The sequence below is a fragment of the Anaeromyxobacter soli genome, from assembly GCF_022808855.1.
GTDB classification, from domain to species: domain Bacteria; phylum Myxococcota; class Myxococcia; order Myxococcales; family Anaeromyxobacteraceae; genus Anaeromyxobacter; species Anaeromyxobacter soli.
Map to the genome: position 1 here is coordinate 34,743 of NZ_JAKZLF010000018.1, position 19,263 is coordinate 54,005.

21 protein-coding genes are annotated in these 19,263 nt (G+C 73.4%); 14 read left to right on the top strand and 7 right to left on the bottom strand.

The window, feature by feature from the left end; genetic code table 11:
- Window positions 1–110: 110 nt before the first annotated feature.
- The 8 genes from MLV88_RS13615 (at window position 111) to MLV88_RS13650 (ending at window position 8,502) form a co-directional block, all read left to right on the top strand.
- The gene (locus MLV88_RS13615) at window positions 111–500 is read left to right on the top strand and encodes an NADH-quinone oxidoreductase subunit A (protein ID WP_242340383.1); all 390 of its coding nucleotides are present in this window, start codon (window positions 111–113) and stop codon (window positions 498–500) included.
- A gap of 8 nt (window positions 501–508) precedes the next feature.
- Window positions 509–1,060 (top strand): NADH-quinone oxidoreductase subunit B, encoded by a 552-nt coding sequence (locus MLV88_RS13620; protein WP_242340382.1) that lies wholly within the window; start codon window positions 509–511, stop codon window positions 1,058–1,060.
- 9 nt (window positions 1,061–1,069) lie between these two features.
- On the top strand, window positions 1,070–1,594 hold the full coding sequence (locus MLV88_RS13625) for an NADH-quinone oxidoreductase subunit C (RefSeq protein ID WP_242340381.1): 525 nt from the start codon (window positions 1,070–1,072) through the stop codon (window positions 1,592–1,594).
- 66 nt (window positions 1,595–1,660) lie between these two features.
- Entirely contained in the window at window positions 1,661–2,923 is a 1,263-nt protein-coding gene (locus MLV88_RS13630) for an NADH-quinone oxidoreductase subunit D (protein ID WP_374109411.1), read from the top strand.
- A gap of 31 nt (window positions 2,924–2,954) precedes the next feature.
- A complete protein-coding gene (locus MLV88_RS13635) occupies window positions 2,955–4,721 on the top strand; it encodes a 2Fe-2S iron-sulfur cluster-binding protein (RefSeq protein ID WP_242356641.1) in 1,767 nt (588 codons plus the stop codon).
- Between the two features lie 12 nt (window positions 4,722–4,733).
- The gene (locus tag MLV88_RS13640; RefSeq protein ID WP_242356638.1) at window positions 4,734–6,086 is read left to right on the top strand and encodes a complex I subunit 1/NuoH family protein; all 1,353 of its coding nucleotides are present in this window, start codon (window positions 4,734–4,736) and stop codon (window positions 6,084–6,086) included.
- Window positions 6,087–6,089: 3 nt separating this feature from the next.
- Entirely contained in the window at window positions 6,090–6,803 is a 714-nt protein-coding gene (locus tag MLV88_RS13645; RefSeq protein ID WP_243337698.1) for a NuoI/complex I 23 kDa subunit family protein, read from the top strand.
- 130 nt (window positions 6,804–6,933) lie between these two features.
- A complete protein-coding gene (locus MLV88_RS13650; RefSeq protein ID WP_243337700.1) occupies window positions 6,934–8,502 on the top strand; it encodes a hypothetical protein in 1,569 nt (522 codons plus the stop codon).
- On the opposite strand, the gene MLV88_RS13655 is transcribed toward MLV88_RS13650, so the two are convergent.
- The 3 genes from MLV88_RS13655 to polX all read right to left on the bottom strand — a co-directional run bounded on the left by MLV88_RS13655 (window position 8,468) and on the right by polX (window position 12,460).
- Complete coding sequence (locus tag MLV88_RS13655; protein ID WP_242340376.1) at window positions 8,468–9,055, bottom strand: outer membrane beta-barrel protein; 588 nt, start codon at window positions 9,053–9,055, stop codon at window positions 8,468–8,470. The two genes, MLV88_RS13650 and MLV88_RS13655, sit on opposite strands and share 35 nt — an antisense overlap.
- Before the next feature lie 143 nt (window positions 9,056–9,198).
- Entirely contained in the window at window positions 9,199–10,542 is a 1,344-nt protein-coding gene (locus tag MLV88_RS13660; RefSeq protein WP_242340375.1) for an AmpG family muropeptide MFS transporter, read from the bottom strand.
- A 145-nt stretch (window positions 10,543–10,687) separates the two neighbouring features.
- Entirely contained in the window at window positions 10,688–12,460 is a 1,773-nt protein-coding gene (gene polX, locus MLV88_RS13665; protein ID WP_243337702.1) for a DNA polymerase/3'-5' exonuclease PolX, read from the bottom strand.
- 29 nt (window positions 12,461–12,489) lie between these two features.
- On the opposite strand from polX, the gene MLV88_RS13670 reads away from it, so the two are divergent.
- From MLV88_RS13670 to MLV88_RS13680, 3 genes are all read left to right on the top strand, one after another.
- Window positions 12,490–13,101 (top strand): peptidase associated/transthyretin-like domain-containing protein, encoded by a 612-nt coding sequence (locus MLV88_RS13670; protein ID WP_243337704.1) that lies wholly within the window; start codon window positions 12,490–12,492, stop codon window positions 13,099–13,101.
- Window positions 13,102–13,150: 49 nt separating this feature from the next.
- Complete coding sequence (locus tag MLV88_RS13675; RefSeq protein ID WP_242372784.1) at window positions 13,151–13,666, top strand: MogA/MoaB family molybdenum cofactor biosynthesis protein; 516 nt, start codon at window positions 13,151–13,153, stop codon at window positions 13,664–13,666.
- 182 nt (window positions 13,667–13,848) lie between these two features.
- Window positions 13,849–14,253, top strand: coding sequence for a response regulator (locus MLV88_RS13680; RefSeq protein WP_242340371.1), 405 nt, complete (start codon window positions 13,849–13,851; stop codon window positions 14,251–14,253).
- Window positions 14,254–14,363: 110 nt separating this feature from the next.
- Here MLV88_RS13680 and MLV88_RS13685 read toward each other — a convergent pair whose 3' ends face one another.
- Entirely contained in the window at window positions 14,364–14,543 is a 180-nt protein-coding gene (locus MLV88_RS13685) for a hypothetical protein (RefSeq protein WP_243337705.1), read from the bottom strand.
- Window positions 14,544–14,654: 111 nt separating this feature from the next.
- Here MLV88_RS13685 and MLV88_RS13690 point away from each other — a divergent pair, with 111 nt between their 5' ends.
- Complete coding sequence (locus MLV88_RS13690) at window positions 14,655–15,629, top strand: TIGR02757 family protein (protein WP_243337707.1); 975 nt, start codon at window positions 14,655–14,657, stop codon at window positions 15,627–15,629.
- On the opposite strand, the gene MLV88_RS13695 is transcribed toward MLV88_RS13690, so the two are convergent.
- Complete coding sequence (locus tag MLV88_RS13695; protein ID WP_243337709.1) at window positions 15,544–17,028, bottom strand: glycosyltransferase family 39 protein; 1,485 nt, start codon at window positions 17,026–17,028, stop codon at window positions 15,544–15,546. The genes MLV88_RS13690 and MLV88_RS13695 overlap by 86 nt on opposite strands.
- Before the next feature lie 12 nt (window positions 17,029–17,040).
- On the bottom strand, window positions 17,041–17,925 hold the full coding sequence (locus MLV88_RS13700) for a DNA integrity scanning protein DisA nucleotide-binding domain protein (protein ID WP_242341039.1): 885 nt from the start codon (window positions 17,923–17,925) through the stop codon (window positions 17,041–17,043).
- A 219-nt stretch (window positions 17,926–18,144) separates the two neighbouring features.
- Here MLV88_RS13700 and MLV88_RS13705 point away from each other — a divergent pair, with 219 nt between their 5' ends.
- Both MLV88_RS13705 and MLV88_RS13710 read left to right on the top strand, forming a co-directional pair.
- Window positions 18,145–18,507, top strand: a complete 363-nt coding sequence (locus MLV88_RS13705; protein WP_242341040.1) for a TraR/DksA family transcriptional regulator — start codon at window positions 18,145–18,147, stop codon at window positions 18,505–18,507.
- A gap of 168 nt (window positions 18,508–18,675) precedes the next feature.
- Window positions 18,676–18,924 (top strand): hypothetical protein, encoded by a 249-nt coding sequence (locus tag MLV88_RS13710; protein WP_242341041.1) that lies wholly within the window; start codon window positions 18,676–18,678, stop codon window positions 18,922–18,924.
- Window positions 18,925–18,961: 37 nt separating this feature from the next.
- Here MLV88_RS13710 and MLV88_RS13715 read toward each other — a convergent pair whose 3' ends face one another.
- On the bottom strand, window positions 18,962–19,261 hold the full coding sequence (locus MLV88_RS13715) for an MTH1187 family thiamine-binding protein (protein WP_242341042.1): 300 nt from the start codon (window positions 19,259–19,261) through the stop codon (window positions 18,962–18,964).
- Window positions 19,262–19,263 lie beyond the last annotated feature (2 nt).

The following is a 19,263-nucleotide window of genomic DNA, read 5'->3' on the forward strand; positions in this document are numbered from 1 at the left end:
TGCGGGCGGAGTCTACATAACGCCCCCCCTGTGTCAAGGGGGCCAAACCCGTTGACAACCCTGATCGCGACAGGCACTTAAGGGGCCTCCAAGCGGACCCCTGCCCACCCATGCTGACACCCCTCCAGACCTATTTCCCGATTGGCGTCGCTCTGCTGGTGGCGGTAGGACTCGCGGCCCTCATGGTGGCGCTCGCCAACCTGCTCGGTCCTCGTCGGCCGAGCGTGGTGAAGAGCACCCCGTTCGAGTGCGGGTCGGAGCCAGCCGCCGGCTCTCCGCGAGAGCGGTTCGGCGTGAAGTTCTACGTCGTCGCGCTGCTCTTCATCGTCTTCGACATCGAAGCGATCTTCCTCTACCCGTGGGCCGTGCTGCTCCTGCCGAGCCAGGGCTACCCGGGCCTCGGTTGGGCCGGGTTCGTCTCAATGGGTATCTTCGTGGCCACGCTGGTGGCCGGCCTCGTGTACGTCTGGAAGAAGGGCGTGCTCGACTGGGCGGACTAGGAGTCGCAATGGCATCCGAGCTCGACACCGTCCCCGTCATCACCACCCGCCGCGACGAGGCGCAGGGCTTCCTGCAGGGGCTCGTCTCCAAGGGCCTCGGGTGGGCGAGGAAGTACTCGCTCTTCCAGTATCCGTTCGTCACCGCCTGCTGCGGCATGGAGTACATGACCGTCGCGTCGGCGCGCTACGACCTCGACCGCTTCGGCGCCGCGCTGCCGCGCTTCTCGCCGCGCCAGGCGGACCTCCTCATCGTCGTCGGCACCGTGAACTGCAAGCAGGCGCCGATCCTCCGGCGCGTGTACGAGCAGATCACCGAGCCGAAGTGGGTGATGGCGTTCGGCGTCTGCGCGTCGTCGGGCGGCTTCTACGACAACTACGCGACGGTGCAGGGCATCGACCGGATCATCCCGGTAGACGTCTACGTCCCGGGCTGCCCGCCGCGGCCGGAGCAGGTGCTCGACGGCATCATGCTGTTGCAGCGGAAGATCCAGGGTCAGGAGCACAAGCTCATCGACCGCAAGCCTCTGCCCGTGGTCGGCCAGACGCCGACCACGCGCTAGCGAGGGACCATGTCGAAGGTCGTGATCGACGCGCTCGTCGAGCGCTTCCCAGATGCCGTGTACGACGCCTACGTGGGCGTGGGCGGCGACGACTGCGCGTTCGTGAAGAAGGAGCGCATCGTCGAGGTGTGCCGCTTCCTGAAGAGCGATCCGGGCATGCTCTTCGACATGGCGCCGTACATCACCGCGGTCGACTACCTCGGGCAGGAGCCCCGGTTCGAGGTCGTCTACAACCTGCTCTCGCTGAAGACGAACCGGCGCATTCGCCTGCGCGTGAAGGTGCCGGAGCAGGACGCGGTCGTGCCGAGCGTGACGTCGCTCTGGCGCGGCGCGGACTGGTTCGAGCGCTACTGCTTCGACATGTACGGGATCCGCTTCAGCGACCACCCGGACATGCGGCGGCTGTTCATGTACGACGAGTTCGTCGGGCACCCGCTCCGCAAGGACTATCCGCTCAAGGGGCGCCAGCCGCTCGTGCAGGAGCGTGAGGTCAAGGACATCTACCGCGGGCCGGGGCCCGCCACGCGCGACTAGCGCGCCCCGGCCTCGGCGAGCGCGCGCAGGCGCGCCCCGAGGACGGACGGTGAACGGAGGCAGACCGTGACCGAGAAGAAGGGACTGGGCGAGGTCCAGACGGCGGCGCCGGGCGAAGAGCTCCGCCTCCGGCCCGGGGAGAGCGAGCTCGACGCGTTCATGCCGTCGCGGCGGATGACGGTGAACCTCGGACCGTCGCACCCCGCCATGCACGGCGTGACGCGGGCGGTGGTGGAGCTCGACGGCGAGATCATCCGCGAGATGAAGCTCGACATCGGCTTCCTCCACCGCGGGTTCGAGAAGAGCTGCGAGAACGTGACGTGGACGCAGTGCTTCCCGTACACGGACCGGCTCAACTACGTCAGCTCCATCATGAACAACGTGGGCTTCGCCCTCGCCGTCGAGAAGCTGTGCAAGCTCGACGTGCCCGAGCGGGCGAAGTACCTGCGCGTCATCACCTCCGAGCTCCACCGCATCTGCGACCACCTCACGCTCGTCGGCGCCATGGGCATGGAGCTCGGCGCGATGACGGTGTTCCTCTACGCGGTCGAGGCGCGCGACATCATCTGGGACCGGCTCGCCGAGCTGTGCGGCGCGCGCCTCACCTCGAACTACGCGCGCGTCGGCGGCGTGGCGCGGGACGCGCCCGAGGGCTGGGTCGAGAAGACCGGGAAGACGCTCGATCGCGTGAAGGGGTACGTCGACGAGATCGACGGCCTGCTCTCCCGCAACCGCATCTTCATCGATCGCACCCGCGGGACGGGCGTCGTGCCGCGCGAGGACGCGATCGAGCTCGGCTTCACCGGCCCGTGCCTGCGCGCGTCGGGCGAGCCGTTCGACCTGCGCAAGGCGGCGCCGTACCTCGTCTACGACCGGGTGGACTTCGACATCCCGGTGGGGACGAACGGCGACAACTTCGACCGGTACCAGATGCGCATGGAGGAGATGCGGCAGGCCGATCGGATCATCCGCCAGTGCTTCACGCAGATGGAGCCGGGCGAGATCGCCGTCCAGGACTTCCGCTACGTCCTGCCGCCGAAGCCGCTCGTCTACGGGACGATCGAGGGCCTCATGGCCCACTTCAAGATCATCATGGAGGGGATCCAGGTCCCCGCCGGCGAGGCGTACAGCTACACCGAGGCGGCCAACGGCGAGCTCGGCTTCTACGTCGTGTCGGACGGCGGCGGGCGCCCGTACAAGCTGGGCCTGCGGGCGCCGGGCTGGCCCATGCTGGCCGCCCTGCCGTTCATGACGAAGGACTCGCTGCTCTCCGACCTCATCCCGACGTTCGACAGCATCAACATGATCGGCGGCGAGGTCGAGCAGTAGCCGCGCCGGAATCCACAGGAGCGAACGAGCAATGGCCGAAGAGAAGAAGCCCGAGGCCCCCGCCGCCGCGCCGCCCAAGCCGCCGCCGGGCCCGCCCGCGCCGCCGCCGCCGAAGAACCCCGGCATGGTCACGGCGACGATCGACGGGCGCGAGGTGGTCGCGAAGCCCGGCACGACCGTCATCGAGGCCGCGAAGGCGCTCGGGATCGAGATCCCGTACTACTGCTACCACAAGCGCCTCTCCATCGCGGCCAACTGCCGGATGTGCCTCGTCGAGATGTCGAACGCGCCCGGCGGCAAGCTCATGCCGGCGTGCCAGATGCCGATCTCCGAGGGCGTCGCCGTCAAGACCGAGACGCCGCGCGTGAAGGACCAGCAGCGCGCCACGCTCGAGTTCCTGCTCCTGAACCACCCGGTGGACTGCGCGATCTGCGATCAGGCCGGGGAGTGCAAGCTGCAGGACTACTACATGAAGTACGACCGGCAGCCCTCGCGCCTCGACGTGCCCAAGGTGACGAAGGGCAAGCGGGTCGTGCTCGGGCCCATGGTCGTGCTCGATCAGGAGCGCTGCATCCTCTGCACGCGCTGCGTCCGCTTCATGCGCGAGATCGCGAAGGAGCCGCAGCTCGGCGTCGCCGAGCGCGGGAACGAGAGCTTCATCACCACGTTCCCCGGGCAGCCCCTCGACTCCAAGTACTCCGGGAACGTCGTCGACATCTGCCCGGTCGGCGCGCTCACCTCGGCGGACTTCCGCTTCCGCGGCCGCGTCTGGTTCATGAGCGCCGCGCGGTCGGTGTGCACCGGCTGCGCGCGCGGCTGCAACACCTTCCTCGACTACCTGAACGACACCACCTACCGCTACCGCCCGCGCGAGAACGACGCCGTCAACCAGGAGTGGATGTGTGACGAGGGCCGGGTCTCGTACAAGTACCTGAACGCGGACCGCGCGCTCCTCTCGCGCGAGGGCCGCGGCGCCCAGGCCAAGGTGCTGGCCCGCGAGGTCGCCGTGGAGCGGGCCGCCGCCGAGCTCGCGCCGCACGCCCGCGCCGGCAGCCTCGCGGTGCTGCTCTCGCCGCTCGCCTCGCTCGAGGACCTCCTCGCCGCGGCGACGGTCGCGAAGGAGGCGCTCGGGGTCGCCGAGGTCTTCGTCGGCGGTCGCCGCGACGGCTGGCAGGACGCCTTCCTGAAGCGCGCCGACGAGAACCCGAACCGCAAGGGGCTCGAGCTCGTCGCGCAGGCGCTCGGGCTCGCGGTGCGGCCGTTCGGCGACCTCACCGCGGCGGTCGCCGCCGGGAAGGTCCGGGCGGTCTGGGCGGTCGGGACGGAGGTCCCGGATCCCGCCGCCGCCGCGGCGCTCGAGGGCGCCGAGGTGCTCGTGGCGCAGTCCTACGACGACGGGCCGGTGGCGCGTCAGGCCACGGTGCTCCTGGCGGCCGCGCCGCACTCGGAGAGCGACGGCACGTTCGTCAACTTCGAGGGGCGGGCGCAGCGGTTCGAGCTCGCGTACTTCCCGCGGGGCGACTCCCGGCCGCACTGGCTGCTCGCGTCCGAGCTGGGGCGCGCGCTGGGGCTGTCCTACCGGTTCGCGACCGCGCGCGACGTGTTCGTCGAGCTCGGGCCGCGGCTCGGGACGGCGCTCGGCGACTTCCGCTGGGACTCGCTGCCGTCCACCCGCCGCCGGCCCGGGATCGTCCCGCTCGCCGCCGGCACCGTGGACGGCCGGCTCCCCGGCTACCGCGACCGCGTTCCCCCCGAGACGTCCGAGGACGCCCGCCGCGCCCTCGCCCGCACGACCTAGGAGGAGGGCCAAGTGAACCGTCTCATCGGGATGGTGGTGCTCATCGGCGCGGTGGTGGCCGGCCTCGTCGGGCTCTCGGCCGCGTTCTACCTGGCCGCCGGCGGGCTCGCGTGGGTGTTCGCCGAGTACCTCGGCGCGCCGCCGTCGTTCGGCGCCGCGATCGCCAACGTCGTCACGCTGATGCTCGTGGTCATGATGATCTCGGGCTCGCTCCTCACGGTCGCGGAGCGGAAGTGGTCCGCCATGATGCAGAACCGCATCGGCGCGAACCGCATCAAGGTGCTCGGGTCCGCCCTCGGCGGCATCCCGTTCCTCGCCGCCGACGCGCTCAAGATGCTGACGAAGGAGAGCGCCCCGCCGCGCGGCCGGACGCGGGTCCTCTACGAGATGGCGCCCGCGCTCGCGTTCGCGCCCGTGTTCGCGCTGTTCGCGATCATCCCGCTCGGGCCTCCGATCCCGCTCGGCGCCATCGTCGACTCGGCCGCCGGCGCGCTCGGCAGCGCGGGCGTCGCGCTGCAGGTGGCGAGCCCCGACGCCGGGCTGCTCTACATCTTCGCGATCTCCTCGCTCGCGGTGTACGGCACCTCGCTCGCGGGCTGGGCGTCGAACAACAAGCTCGCGCTGCTCGGCGGCGTCCGCGCCTCCTCGCAGATGATCAGCTACGAGGTCTCGCTCGGGCTGTCGCTCGTCGGGACGATGCTCGCGTACCGCACCCTGCGCCTCGAGGAGATGGTGACCGCGCAGGGGCTCGCGGTCCTCGGCCCCGTCCCGGCGCTCGGCATCCTCCTCCAGCCGGTCGGGTTCCTCATCTTCTTCGCGAGCGCGTTCGCCGAGACGAAGCGCGCGCCGTTCGACCTGCCCGAGGGCGAGAGCGAGATCGTCGGCTACTTCGTCGAGTACTCGGGCATGAAGTTCGGCCTGATGTTCCTCGCGGAGTTCGTGGAGATCGTGGTCCTCTCCGCGATCATCACCGCGGTGTTCCTCGGCGGCTGGCACCCCATCGTCGTCTCGACCGAGTGGCTCCGTCAGACCGTGACGCCCCTCTGGTTCGGGGCGATCTGCGGTGGGGCGTTCCTCGCGAAGATGATCGTGCTGATGTGGCTCCAGCTCACGATCCGCTGGCTCCTGCCGCGCTTCCGCTTCGACCAGATCCAGAAGCTCTGCTGGAAGATCCTGCTCCCCGCGGCCATCGCCAACATCTTCATCACGGCCGGCGCGCTGCTCCTCGACCCCTCGATGCAGCTGCTCGCCTGGATCGGCGTCGCGACGATCGTCATCATCGGCGCCATCACCGCCGCGGTCGGCCGCGCTCCCGCTCCGGGGGAGCACGACCACGCCGCCGCCCACGCCGTCGCGGGACACTGACCCATGCCCTATCCGATCGAGAACCGGCCCGCCGATCTGCGCGAGCGGATGTACTTCCCGGAGATCATCCGGGGCATCGGCGTGCTCACGAAGCACTTCCTCCGGAACCTGTTCCTCACGCGCGACAAGAACCCGGACGTCCTCGAGCGCCGGCGCGGCGAGCTGTGGTCGGACAACGCGACGCTCCAGTACCCCGAGGAGCGCGCGCCGTATCCCCCCGGCTACCGCGGCCTGCACCGGCTCGTCCCGCGCGAGGACGGCAAGCCCCGCTGCGTCGCCTGCTACATGTGCGCGACCGCCTGCCCGGCGCAGTGCATCTACATCGAGGCGGGCGAGTACCCGGACGATCCCATCGAGAAGTACCCGGTGAAGTTCGTCATCGACGAGCTGCGCTGCATCGTCTGCGGGTTCTGCGTGGAGGCGTGCCCGAAGGACGCCATTCGCATGGACTCGGGCGAGCACACCCCGCCGTCCTACGAGCGCGGCGCGCAGATCTGGGACGAGAAGCGGCTCCTCCGCGGGCCGCCGATCTCCTATCAGTACGATCCGTGGCTCCGCCGCGGCTCGCCGTCGATCCCGGCGGACAAGCTCGAGGAGATGCGCGCGCGCGCCAAGCCCTTCCCGACCGTCGCCACCGACGAGTACGCGCAGACGCCCGGCTTCTCCGTCCGCGCGCTCGCGCAGGAGGCGAAGGAGCGCGCCGCACGTCCGAAGTAGCGGTCCCTCCGAGCTGGCTCTCCCTGGCGGGCGCGGCGCACCGGCGTCGCGCCCGCGGCCGTTCTGGGCGAGGATGTGGCCGCGGCGCCGGCGCGGTCCGGGCCGAGGCCGACGGCGGGAGGAGAGGCACGTGAAGGGCGGCGTGAGCTGGGCGCGGGGCGCGTGGCGGGGCGCGATCCTCGTCGCGGCGCTGGCGAGCGCGGCTGCGCTCGTGGACCTCGGGAGCTTTCATCGCCTCGAGCAGGGGGACTCCCTCGTCCCCGTGCTCGTCTCGCTCCAGCGCTGGACCCCCTTCTTCTGGGACCAGGAGCGCTTCGGGATGCTCGTCCCGCTCGTCGCGCTCCCGCTCCGCGATCCGCTCGCGAACCTCCTCCTGCAGCGGGCGCTGACCGCCTTCGCGGGCCTCGCCTCGCTCGTCCTGCTCGCGCGGCACGCGCTCGCGGGGCGCGACTGGCCGCTCGCCGGCCTCCTCGCGGCCGGGACGCTGCTCCTGCTCGCGCCGGCCCCCTGGCTCTTCGAGTACCTCGCCTCCCAGCCCTACGGGCTGTCCACGGCGCTCGCGCTCGCGGGGCTCGCCCTGGCGGAGCGGCCGCCGAGCGCGGGCGGGGGCGAGGGCGGGGGCGGCGCGCCGTGGCCGCCGCGGCTCGCCTGGCTCCGCACGGCGGCGGCGCTCCTCCTCGTCGTCGCCGCCCACTGGGTGAACGCGGTGGCGGGCATCGTGCTCCTGGGGCTCGCCCTCGCGCGCGCGGGCGGGGACCTCGTCGAGGGGGCGGAGCGGCGGGCCGTGCGCGCCCGGCTCGTGCGCGAAGGGGCGCTCCTCGGCGCCGGCCTCGCGGCGGGCCACGTGCTCCTGCGGCTGTACCCCCTCCTCACCGGCCATCGCCTGCGGCTCCCGATGGGCGCGCTCCCCGTGGAGCGCTGGCCCCGGGCGTGGACGTCGTTCTTCGGGCTGGCGTGGCACGACGAGCGGCGCTGGGGGCTCGCGCTCGTCGCGATCGCCGCGGCGGGCCTGGCGCTCCTCCTCACCCGTCCGCTCCGGCCGCAGCTCGCGGGCGCCCTCGTGCGTGCCGGCGCGCTCCTCGCGGCGGCGCTCGGCTACGCGCTGTTCGTGGGCGCGCTGGAGTGGGTCGAGGCGAACGCCTTCCACTGGCGCTACCTCGCCCCCTCGGCCGTGCTCGTCCACCTCGCGGCGGTGTCGCTCCTGGCGGAGCCGCTGGCGCGGCTCCCGAGGCTCGCGGCGGCGGCGGGCTCGGCCGCGCTGGCGCTGGTGCCGGCGGCGGCGCTCGCGGCCTACGGCGCCCCGTCGCTCGCGCGCGTGCGCGCGGACCTCGACGCCGCGGCGGGCGCGCGGACGGAGGACGTGCTCGCGGCGGGCTGCGAGCTCGTCGCGGGGGACTACTGGTCGGTGTGGCCGACGGTGTGGCACGCCGCCCTCGTCGCGCGCGAGCGCGGGCTCGCGCGGCGCGTGTACGGCCTCACGCACCGCTCGAACCCGACCGCGCCGCTGTGGAAGGGGCGTCCCCCGGAGTCGCTCCGCATCTGCCGCCCCGCCGGCGAGGAGGAGCACGCGGAGCGATGGCTCCGCGCGTTCCACCTCTGGCCGGTCCGGGGGGTGGGACGGCAGGGGACCGTGGACGTGCTCGTCCCGGTCGGCGCTGCGAGCGCTACATCCGGAACGACGCCAGCAGCATCCCGGTGAACGTCGTGTCCTCGTAGTCGCCGCCGAAGTACGGGTTCACGCCGATCTCGGCGCCGAGCCCGAAGGTCGGCGTCACGTCGAACTTCGCGCCGGCGGCGAGCCGCATGACGAGGCCGACGGTGGAGTCGGAGGCCTTCGTCCACGTCCCGTAGTAGGGGTCGCGCTCCTTCACGGACATGTTGGCGAAGTACAGGCCGAGGCCGGCGTCGCCGTAGAGGCCGAAGCGCGGCGCCACGTCGAACCCGAACCGCGCGGCGGGCACGAGCTTGAAGAGGTTCATGCCCCACTCCCACCCGTAGTAGGAGTCGGAGAAGCGCGAGTACCCGAGCGACAGCACGAGCGAGAGGTTCGTGTTCGGGCCGAGGTGGGTCGGCAGCATCTCCAGGTCGCCGCGGAGCGCGAGGCCGGTGTTGCCGTCGCCGTCCTCGAAGCCGAGGAGGACGTTGGCGTTGGTGAGCCCGCTCGAGCTGCGGGCGCCGCGGCCCTGAGCGAGCGCGGCGGGGGCGAGGAGCAGCAGCGCCAGCGCGGCCGCGGTGCGGATCACGTTCTTCATGAGTCTTCCTCCAGGAAGCTGCGCGCCAAAAGCGGCGCGGGCGCGCATGTTAGCGGCGGTCCCGCCGCACGGAAAGGGCGCGAGCGGCAGGGCGTGTGCGCGGAGGCGGGGCGGTGTGCGGCGCGCTCGCTGCCGCCTCCGGGTCAGGCCGGCGTGCCGCCCGCGGACTCGGAGGACAGCACGTCGCGCTGGTGGAGGGGCGCGAGACGCTGCAGCACGAGGAGCCCGGGGATCGCGAGCGCCATGCAGGAGGCGAAGAAGAGGGGGTAGCCGAGCCGCTCGGCGAGGACGCCGCTCGGGATCCCGGAGAGCGTCCGCCCGAAGCCGAAGAGGCTCGAGAGGAGCGCGTACTGCGTGGCGCTGTAGCGCTTGTCGCAGACGCGGAGGATGAGCGCGAGCAGGGCGGCCGTGCCCATCCCCTGCGAGGCGTACTCCGCCGCGATCCCGACGTAGGTCCAGCCGCGCGCCGCCGCCGAGATGGGCTCGAGGGTGGCGCAGAGCGCCACGTCGAGGGGAGCGGCGCGGGCGGCGGCGGCGAGCGCGTAGAAGCCGATCGCGCCCGCCTGGGCGAAGCCGAACGCCCACAGCGCCCGGCCCAGGCCGAGGCGCGACATGAGCGCGGCGCCGAGGCCGGTCCCCGCGATGGTCGCGGCCGTGCCGATGATCTTCACGGCGAGGCCGATCTCGGCGTTCGAGAAGCACATGTCCTTCAGGAACGGGTTCACCATCGTGCCGGCGGCGTTGTCGCCGAACTTGTAGAGCACGAGGAACGCGGCCACGGTGAGCGCCTGCGGGCGGCCGAAGTAGGTCCGGAAGGGCTCGACGATCGCCGCCTTGAGCGAGCGCGGCGCGGCGGCCGGCCGCACGGGGGGGTCGGCCCAGAGCGTCAGCGCGATGGAGGCGAGGAACAGGCCGCCGAGCAGGGCGAACACCACCGGCCAGGGGAGCCACTGCGCCGAGAAGATCGCGAGCGCGCCCGCCACGAGCATGCCGATCCGGTACCACATGACCCGCAGGCCGCTCGCGGGCCCCTGCTCGTCCGGCTCGAGCACCTCGACCGAGTAGGCATCGAGCGCGATGTCCTGGGTGGCGGACGCGATGGTGATGAACAGCGCGATCGCGCCGAGCACCGCCGCGGCGCTCGCCGCGATCGCGATGCGGCCGGTGGCCGGATCGCGCTCCAGCGCGAAGCCCGCGTAGGCCGCGAACGCGAAGAGCCCGAGGGCGAGCGCGATCTGGGCCAGCACGATCCAGCTCCGCCGCCGGTCCGGGCGGGGCAGCGCGTAGCGGTCCACGAGCGGCGCCCACAGGAACTTGAGGCTCCACGGGAGCGACACCGCGGAGAGGATCCCGATCGTCTTCAGATCGACGCCGGCGCTCCGGAGGAAGATCTGGAAGGTGTTGAAGACGAACCCCAGCGGCATGCCCGAGGCGAGCATGAGCGCCCCGAGCACCTGGACGCGCTTCGACTTGAGGACGTTGGCCAAGGCCGGACGAGACTAGACGCGGGCCGTCCCCGGCACAAGCCGGCCCGACGCCGCCAGCGGGCCCGTGCCGGCCAGCGGAGCGGGGCGGGGCGCCGACGCCCATCCCGCCCGCGCTCGACCGCGCCCCCGCACCGGGGAGCGCCGCTCACGACACCGGCCGCACCGCGCGGCGGAACTCCTCGACCGGGCGCGTGTTGAGGACCTGGCCACGCCGGACCCATCCGCGCCGCGCGACGGTCACCGCGTTCCCGAGGAACCCGAGGTTCTGGACCGAGTGCGCGTCCACCGAGAGGACCACCGGGATCCCGCGCGCGGTGGCCGCTCGCAGCCAGCGCGGCTCGAGCTCGAGCCGGCGCGGATCGCCGTTCACCTCCACGGCGCCGCGCGAGGCGGCGAGGGCGTCGAGCACCTCGTCGACGCGGCAGGCGAACGAGGGCCGGTCGAGGAGGAGCCGCCCGAGGGCGTGGCCCCAGATCTTGAACACCGGGAGGGACATGCACCGCACCAGCCGCCGCGTCATGGCGTCCTCGTCCATCTTCATCCGCGAGTGGACGCTCGCCACGACGACGTCGAGCTGCTCGAGGATGCGATCCGGGAAGTCGAGCGCGCCGTCCTCCAGGATGTCCGACTCCGTCCCCCGCAGGAGCCGCACCTTCACCTTCTCCTGCACGCGCGCGATCTCGTCCCACTGGCGCCGCAGCCTGTCCGGGTCGAGGCCGCCCGCGTAGGAGGCGGTCGGCGAGTGGTCGGTGATGGTGAGGTACTCCATGCCGAGCGCCTCCGCGGCGCGCGCCATCTCCTCGACCGAGGCGCGGCCGTCCGACCAGGTGGTGTGGCAGTGGACCATGCCGCGCACGTCCTCGAGGCGGACGAGGTCGACCGGGAGCGCGCCCGCGCGCGCCGCCTCGATCTCGCCGGTGTCCTCCCGCAGCTCGGGCGGGACGGGCTGCAGCCCGAGCGCCGCGTACAGCTCCGCCTCGCTCGCGATGGGCACCTTCGCCGCCGGGTCGGGCCGCCCCTCCTGCGCGGCCCCCGCGCTCGCCGCGCCCGGCGGGAGGCGGTGGAGCCCCCACTCGCTCAGCGTGAACCCGCGCTCGCGCGCGATGCCGCGCAGCTTCACGTGGTGCGGCTTCGAGCCGGTGAGGTGGTGCAGCAGGGTGGCGAAGTCCTCCGGGGGGACGACGCGGAGATCGACCTGCAGCCCCGACGCCAGCTCGACGCTCGTCTTGGTGCCACCGCGCGCGATCGTCCGCGCGACGAGGGGGTAGGCGACGAGGCGCGCTGCGAGCGCGGCGGCATCGCGCGACGCGGCCACCACGTCCAGATCGCCGACCGTCTCCTTGCCCCGCCGGGTCGAGCCGGCGAGCGCGACCTCCTCCGCGGCGGGGTCGGCGCGCAGGTGCGCGAGGAGCGCCGCCCCGGCGGCGAGCGCGTCGACGAGCAGGACCTGCCGCTCGGCCGCGCGCGCTCGCATGCGCCCGAGCCCCTCGAGGATCCTGTCCTCCGTCTTCTCGCCGAAGCCCTTCACCGTCCGGACCCGGCCGTCGCGGCAGGCCGCCTCGAGCTCGGCGACGGTGCCGATCCCCAGGGCCGCGTGCAGGGCGGCGATCTTCTTCGGTCCCAGGTCGGGCACCTGGAGGAGCTCGAGGATGCCGGGCGGGTGCTTCGCCCGCAGCCGCTCGAGCAGCTCGAGCCGCCCGGTGCGGTGCAGCTCCGCGATCTTCTTCGCGAGCGCCTCGCCGATGCCGGGGACCTCGGTGAGGCGCCCCGCCTCGACGCGCGCCCCGAGATCCTCGAGCGCCTCCACGGCGCGCGCGCCGTTCTCGTAGGCGCGGACCTTGAACGGGTTCTCACCTTCCAGCTCGAGGAGCGTCCCGAGCTCGCGCAGCGACCGCGCGATGGCGAACTTGTCGAGCATGGGGCGCGTTATATAGGAGCCGCCCCGCCATGCCGCCGCTCCGCGTCCTCTCCGTCCTCCTCGCCGCGCTCGCCGTGACGGCCGGTGGCTGCAGCGGCGCGCGCCGCCGGGGCGCCGCGCTGCGCCCGCCCGAGGTGCTCGTCGAGGTCCTGCCGCGCTCCGCCCGGGTGGAGCTGGATGGGCGGCCGCTCGGCCCGGGCGGCGGAGCGGTGGTCCCGGACGCCGCGCCCGAGCCGCACGTGCTGCGGATCGAGGCCGACGGCTACGAGCCCGAGGAGCGGGTGCTCGCGGCGGACAGCCTCGAAGGCGCGCGCATCGCGGCCGCGCTCCGCCCGCGCGGCTTCGGCGCCGTGCGCGCCCTGGACTACGACGACGCTCCGGCGCTGGCGGCGGCGGCCGCCTGGCTCGCGGAGGAGGGCGACCCGCGGGACGCCGCCGAGTACGCCGAGCGCGCCATCTCCGTCGACCCGGGGGTCGCGGTCGCGCACCGCGCCCTCGGCGACGCCCGCGCGCGGGCGGGGGACGCAGCGGCGGCGGTGGCGGCCTGGGCGGAGTACCTGCGCCGCGCGCCCGACGCGCCGGACGGGCCAGCGGTCGAGCGTCGGATGGAGGCGGCCCGCGCGGATGTGCGCGTTCCGTAGGGAGCGGCGCCTGCACGAGCGCTGCGGCGGTCCATCCGGAGGAGGGAGCATGGGACACGAGGAGCACAGGCACGAGGCGCCCCGCACGCTGCGGATCTTCGTCGTCACCGCGTCAGACACGCGCGGCGAGGCGGAGGACGGGAGCGGCGCGTTCCTCAAAGCGGCGGTGGCCCAGGCCGGGCACGTCCTCGCGGGCTACCGGATCGTGCGGGACGAGCCGGCGCAGCTCCGCGCCGCGCTGGAGGAGGCGGCGCACGCCGGGGCGGACGCCGTCGTGGTGAACGGCGGGACGGGCATCGCCGCGCGCGACCGGACCTACGAGGCCGTCGCGGGGCTGCTCGAGAAGCGCCTCGACGGGTTCGGCGAGCTCTTCCGGATGCTCTCGTACGCGGAGATCGGCTCGGCCGCGATGCTCTCCCGCGCCGTGGCCGGCGTGTGGGGAGGGCGGGCCGTGTTCTCGGTGCCCGGCTCTCTCGCGGCCGTGCGCCTCGCCTGGGAGAAGCTCATCGGGCCCGAGATCGGCCACGTGCTGCGCGAGATCCGCAAGGACGCGGGACGCGCGTAGCGCCCGGAGACGCGGCGACGAAGTCCTTGGTGTAGCGCTCTGAAGGAGACGATGGCGACGCGCCCGTCCTCGGAATCCCTGGCTCGCGATCGCGTCCGTCGGGCGGCGTCGCGGGGTGGGCCGATATCGGCTCGTGTGCCGATTTCTCGCACATGCACATACCCGCTGTTAAGATCGCGGGCATGCAGACACCGGTGCGGATCCTGGTGGTCGACGACGCCGAGCCCGTGCGGCAGATCCTCGTCCAGACGTTGAGGGCGCTCGGCTTCGAGCCGCTCCAGGCCGACTCTGGACCCGCCGCGCTCCGGCTGGCGCTCGCCGTGCAGCCCGCCGTCGCGATCGTGGATCAGTGGATGCCCGAGATGACCGGCGCGGAGCTGATCCTCCGCCTGCACGCCTCGCCGGATCCGCGAGTCCGCGCCATGACCGTCATCGGTCTCTCGGGGCGTCCGGGTAGCGAGCGTGATCTCCTCGCCGCCGGGGCCCTCACGTTCCTCCCGAAGCCCTTCCGCGTCGCCCAGCTCGTCGCCGCGCTGCGGGTCGCGATGGAACCCGCGCTCCCCGCGCCCACCTCGTCCGCCGCTTGAGCCGAGCCGCCGAAGGGCGGCTCATCCCGAGCGCCTCAGGCCCCCTCGGAGCCGATCGCTCGAGTCTCGCCCGCCGCGCTCGAGTCGTGGGGCGAGAGGCGGCTGCCCGATCACGCGTCGAGCGTCCCGCCCCCGTGGTCCAGCAGCCCGGCCATGAGCTGGACCCGCCGCTCGGCGCGCCGCCGCGCGCCGGGCTCGAGCGTCCGATCCCGTGCAACCCGGACCTCGATTCGCAGCTCGCCGACGCGGCGGTTCCGCGCGCACTCCCGTCCGTCGAGCCAGGTCCTCATCCGCTGATGCATTCCGTGACCTCCGTTCGGCCTGCGACCCTGAACGGAATAGCAGGGGGCTCTGACAGCCAGGGGGCGGGCGGGCCCGAGCCGCGCTAAGTCCCGCTACCGATGACGCGACGGCCACGCACCCTGTCGCCCGCCCGCGCCGCGGCGCTCCGCCCCCTGCTCGACGCCCTCGACGCCGCGCTCGACCGGCGGGCCCGGCTGGCCGCGGATCCGGTGGAGCTGCCGAGGCGCTACGCGGATCCCGCCGACGCGGAGGTCGCCGCGCTGTTCGCGGCGAGCCTCGCCTACGGCCGGGCCGACGTGTTCAAGCCGGTCGTGGAGCGGGTGCTCGCGGCGATGGGCCCCTCGCCGGCGGCGTTCGTCCGCGAGTTCTCGCGGTCGCCCGACCCGTCCTTCTTCGCGGGCGCGGTCTACCGGTTCAACCGTCCGCCCGACCTCGCCGCCCTCGCGGCGGCGGTGGGCGACCTGCGCGCGCGCCACGGCTCGCTCGGCGCGCGCTTCGCGGCGCTCCTTCGCGCGTCCGGCGGCGGCGACGGCGCGCTCCGCGACGCGCTCGCGCGCTTCGCCGGGGAGCTCCGCGGCGCCCCGCCCGTCGCGCCGCTCCTCGCCGGGCGCGGGCCGCGCGGCCTCCTGCACCTCCTCCCGGACGCCGCCGGCCCGGGCGCCTCGAAGCGCTGGAACCTCTACCTGCGCTGGATGGTGCGCGGCCCCGACGCCGTCGACCTCGGGCTGTGGCGGGAGGTCCCGCCCGCCGCGCTCGTCGTGCCGCTCGACACCCACGTGCACCGCGTCGCGCGGGCCCTCGGCCTCACGGCGCGGCCCGACGCGAGCTGGAGGACCGCCGAGGAGATCACCGCCTCGCTCCGGCGCGTCGATCCGGAGGATCCGGTGCGCTACGACTTCGCTCTCTGCCACCTCGGGATGAGCGGGATCTGTCCGGCCCGCCGGGAGGCGCGCCGCTGCGACGCGTGCGCGCTCTCGGCCGGCTGCCTCAGCGCGGCGCGGGCGCGGCGGCCAGCCCCGGCGGCGCGGGCGGCGGCTCGCCGTACCGGCAGCGCCACAGCTCGAAGGTCGTGACGGTCGCGTCGCCGCGCTTCACCTCGAGCGGCGGCAGCGCCACGAGCGGCCGGCACGCCTCGGCGCGGCGCTCGCACGTGTGCTTCTCGCGCGGGTCGAGCACGAGCAGGCCCTCGCGACCGGCGAGCGCGGCGGGGTCGAACCAGTAGCGGTACTGCAGGCCGTGGTCGCCCGCGATCTCCGCGGACCAGGTCCGCGGGTGGCCCGGCAGGTAGTACGCGAGCTCGGCCGACACCTTGTAGTTGCACCCCGCCACGAACGTGTCCGCCCCGAGGCGGGCGCGCTCGGCGTCGACCCGCGCGGCGAGGTCCCGCCAGCCCGCGGAGCCCTCGTCGCGCGCCGGGAACGGCACCGCGGGGAAGACGGGGACGAGGTGCGTGTAGACGCTGCCGGCGAGCGCCAGCGCGATCCCCGCCAACCCGGCGCGGCGCCGCCACCCCCCCGCGAGCGCCAGCGCCGCGGCGGCCGCGAAGGCGGTGGGGTAGACGGGCGCGAGCCAGTTCCCCTTCACCCAGTGGAAAGGGGAGACGAGCGTCGCGAGGCAGAGGAGCGGCGCCGCGAAGATCGCGCACATCCGGAAGGCGGGATCGGCTCGCCGCCGGATCGCCTGGACGATGGCCTCCACCGCGAGCACGAGCAGGACCGGCGTCACGAGCGCCGCCTGCAGCCCCACGTAGCGCGCGACGAGGACCGGGCGCAGGGAGGAGTGCGCGACGCGGGCCTGCGTCTGGAACTCGAAGCTCGCGAGCCCGTGCCGGAGGTTCCAGACGATCACCGGCGCGAACAGCGCGCCGGCGAGCGCGGCCCCCGCCCACGGCCACGGCGTCCGCAGCATGCGCCGGCCGCGCGGGTCGAGGAGGAGCGCGAGCAGGATCTGCGGCAGGAGCAGCGCCCCGGTGTACTTGCCGAGGAGCGCCCACCCGGTCGCCGCGCCCGCGGCGAGCAGCCACGCCGGCCGCTCCTCGTCGAGCGCGCGCAGCGTGAAGTAGAGCGCCATCGCCCAGCCGGAGAGCAGCGGCCCGTCGGGCGTGATGATGACCTGCCCGAGCGCGAAGAGCGGGACGGCGAGCCCGGCGGCGAGCGCGACGAGGGCCACCCGGGCGCCGAAGAGCCGCCGGACGGAGAGCCAGAAGAAGGCGCAGAAGATCGCGGAGTGGAGCGCCGCCGCGAGCCGGATCGCGCGCTCCGAGTCGCCGAGGAGGCCGGTCGTGAGCGCGATCGTCCAGGCGGCGAGGGGAGGGTGGTCGAAGTACGACAGGTCGAGCCGCCGCGCCCACTCCCAGTAGTAAGCCTCCTGCGGGGAGAGGGCGAGGTGGCCCGCGTAATAGACGTGGAAGAGCGTCGCGGCCGCGCCGAGGAGCAGCGCGGCGAGGGCGGGGCGGCGATCGGGAGCGTGCAAGGCGGCCCTGGGTCAGACGCGGCGCAGCTTCTGGCGCAGCTCGAGGACGATCTCGCCCTCGCGGAAGACGCGGACCGTGCCGCTCGTCTGCGAGACCGTGACCGCGATGGACTTCGACTCGGTCGTGATCGACGCCGCGGCGCTGTGGCGCGCGCCCAGCCCCATCGGCAGCTTCACGTCGCGTGACATGGTGAGCAGGTAGCGTCCCGCCGCCAGCACGACGCCGTCCTCCCGGATGATGAACGCGCCGTCGAGCGCGGAGAACGTCTTGATGGCCTCGCGGATGGGCGGATCGAGCGCGTTCCGCTCCGCCTCGCTGATCCCCTGGAACGGGTTCAGGATGAGCTGGCGGCTCTTCTCCATCACCGCGGTGGAGTCGCCGATGACGACGATCGTGCCGACGGGGTGCCCCTCGTAGCCCTCCGCGCCGATCTCCATCGCGGTGTGGATGAGGCTCTCCACCACCTGGGAGGAGAACCCGGGCGGGAGCCCGAGCGTGTCGACGCGGATCTTCTCCTCCGGGTCCTCCGAGCCGATCTCCACCTTCACGAGCGTGTCGACGACCCGGTCCTCGCCCGGTCCGGCGAGGGCGAGGATGGTGTCGCCGTCGCGAACGACGCCCGCGGCCTGGGCGGCGACGACCGCCACCTTGATCTTCTCGATGCGCGTGTAGTCGTAGGGCGGGATGAGCACCGCCATGTACTTGCGGGCCTTCAGCTGGTCGGCGATCCCCTCGCTCGTCACGGCGTAGACGAGCTTGCGCTTGATCGGGCGGCCGCGGATCTCGTTCGGCGAGATGGGGTGGTCGGAGATGAGGAGCAGGCGATCCACCTCGGATCGCGCGGTGAGCGCGAGCGCGCCGCGCAGGAACTCGCGGTCGAACTTCCCGTCGGACATGGCGCTTGAGCATGTTCCGGCGGCGGACCCGAGTAAAGCTTCCGCGCGATTCTCCCGAGGCCCGCGCGCCGCGGGCGCCGGGGCGATCGCCGCGGAGCGCGCGCCGCGCGAAAGGCCCGCTGCGCGGCTGGGCACGGCTTGACAGCCCAGGGGGCGCAGACTAGTTTCTCCGCTCTTTTCGGTCGGGCCCCCGGGGGGGCGCGTCAGCGAGGAGGTCGCTTGAACAAGAAGGACCTGAAGAAGTTCAAGACGATGCTCGAGGAGTCCAAGCGGCAGCTTTTGCTCTCCGCGAAGAAGACGCTCACGGAAGAGGCGAGCTTCGACACCGACGATCTGCCCGACGAGATCGACCTCGCGTCGAGCGAGTACACGCAGTCGATGATCTTCCGCCTGCGGGATCGCGAGAAGTTCCTCCTCGCCAAGATCGACAAGGCGCTCGCCCGCATCGAGAACGGCACGTTCGGCATCTGCGAGCGGTGCGAGGAGGAGATCTCCGCGAAGCGCCTCGAGGCGCGGCCGGTGACGACCCTCTGCATCCGCTGCAAGGAAGAGCAGGAGCAGAAGGAGAAGTCGTTCGGGTAGCGCGCCCGCCTACGGCGGACGATCACCCCGCGGCCGGGCCGAGCGCCCGGCCGCTCGCGTTTCGGGGAGCTTCTCGCGATGGCCGACCGGCGCGCGCCGCGTGTTGCTTTCGCCTGGTCGCGACGGACGCGCGCCGCCGCTCGCTCGCCGCCGCGCTAGGATCCCTGCATGACCGCCCCCGCCCGGCCGCAGCGCCGCTCCCGCCGCGCGTTCTGGCTGTTCGCCGTAGCCATGGCCTTGGCCGTCCTCGGCGGCGGGACGATCGTCCTGCTCAACCGCCGCTCCGTCCGCGAGTACCAGGCCGATCAGGAGCGGGCGGCGGCCGAGCGCGCCCCCGCGATCGACCCGCGCGCCGGCGCGAAGCCGGACGACCGGGCCGCCGCCGCGCCGGGCCGGAGCGCGGAGGGAGCCCGCTGAACAGCCCGGTCGCCTCTCTCGAATCGCGCCCGGTCGCTCAGCGGAGCTTCTCCGCGACCGACCGCATCTTCCCGGCGATCGTGTGCTCCTTGTCGCGGCGGTCGTCGATCTTCACGAGCGTCGACACGCGGACGGCACCCTCCGTGAAAGGGTGCTCGTGCATCCGGCGCACGACCGCGAGGATCTCGTCGAGGTCGCCCTCGATGATCGTCCCCATGGCGGTGAGCTCATGCGTGAGCGTGGTGCCGCGGAGGATGCGCTCCACGCCCGCGACGTAGCGCGACACGCTCGGCGTCCCCGTGCCGAGCGGGGTGATGCTGACGAAGACGACCGCCATCT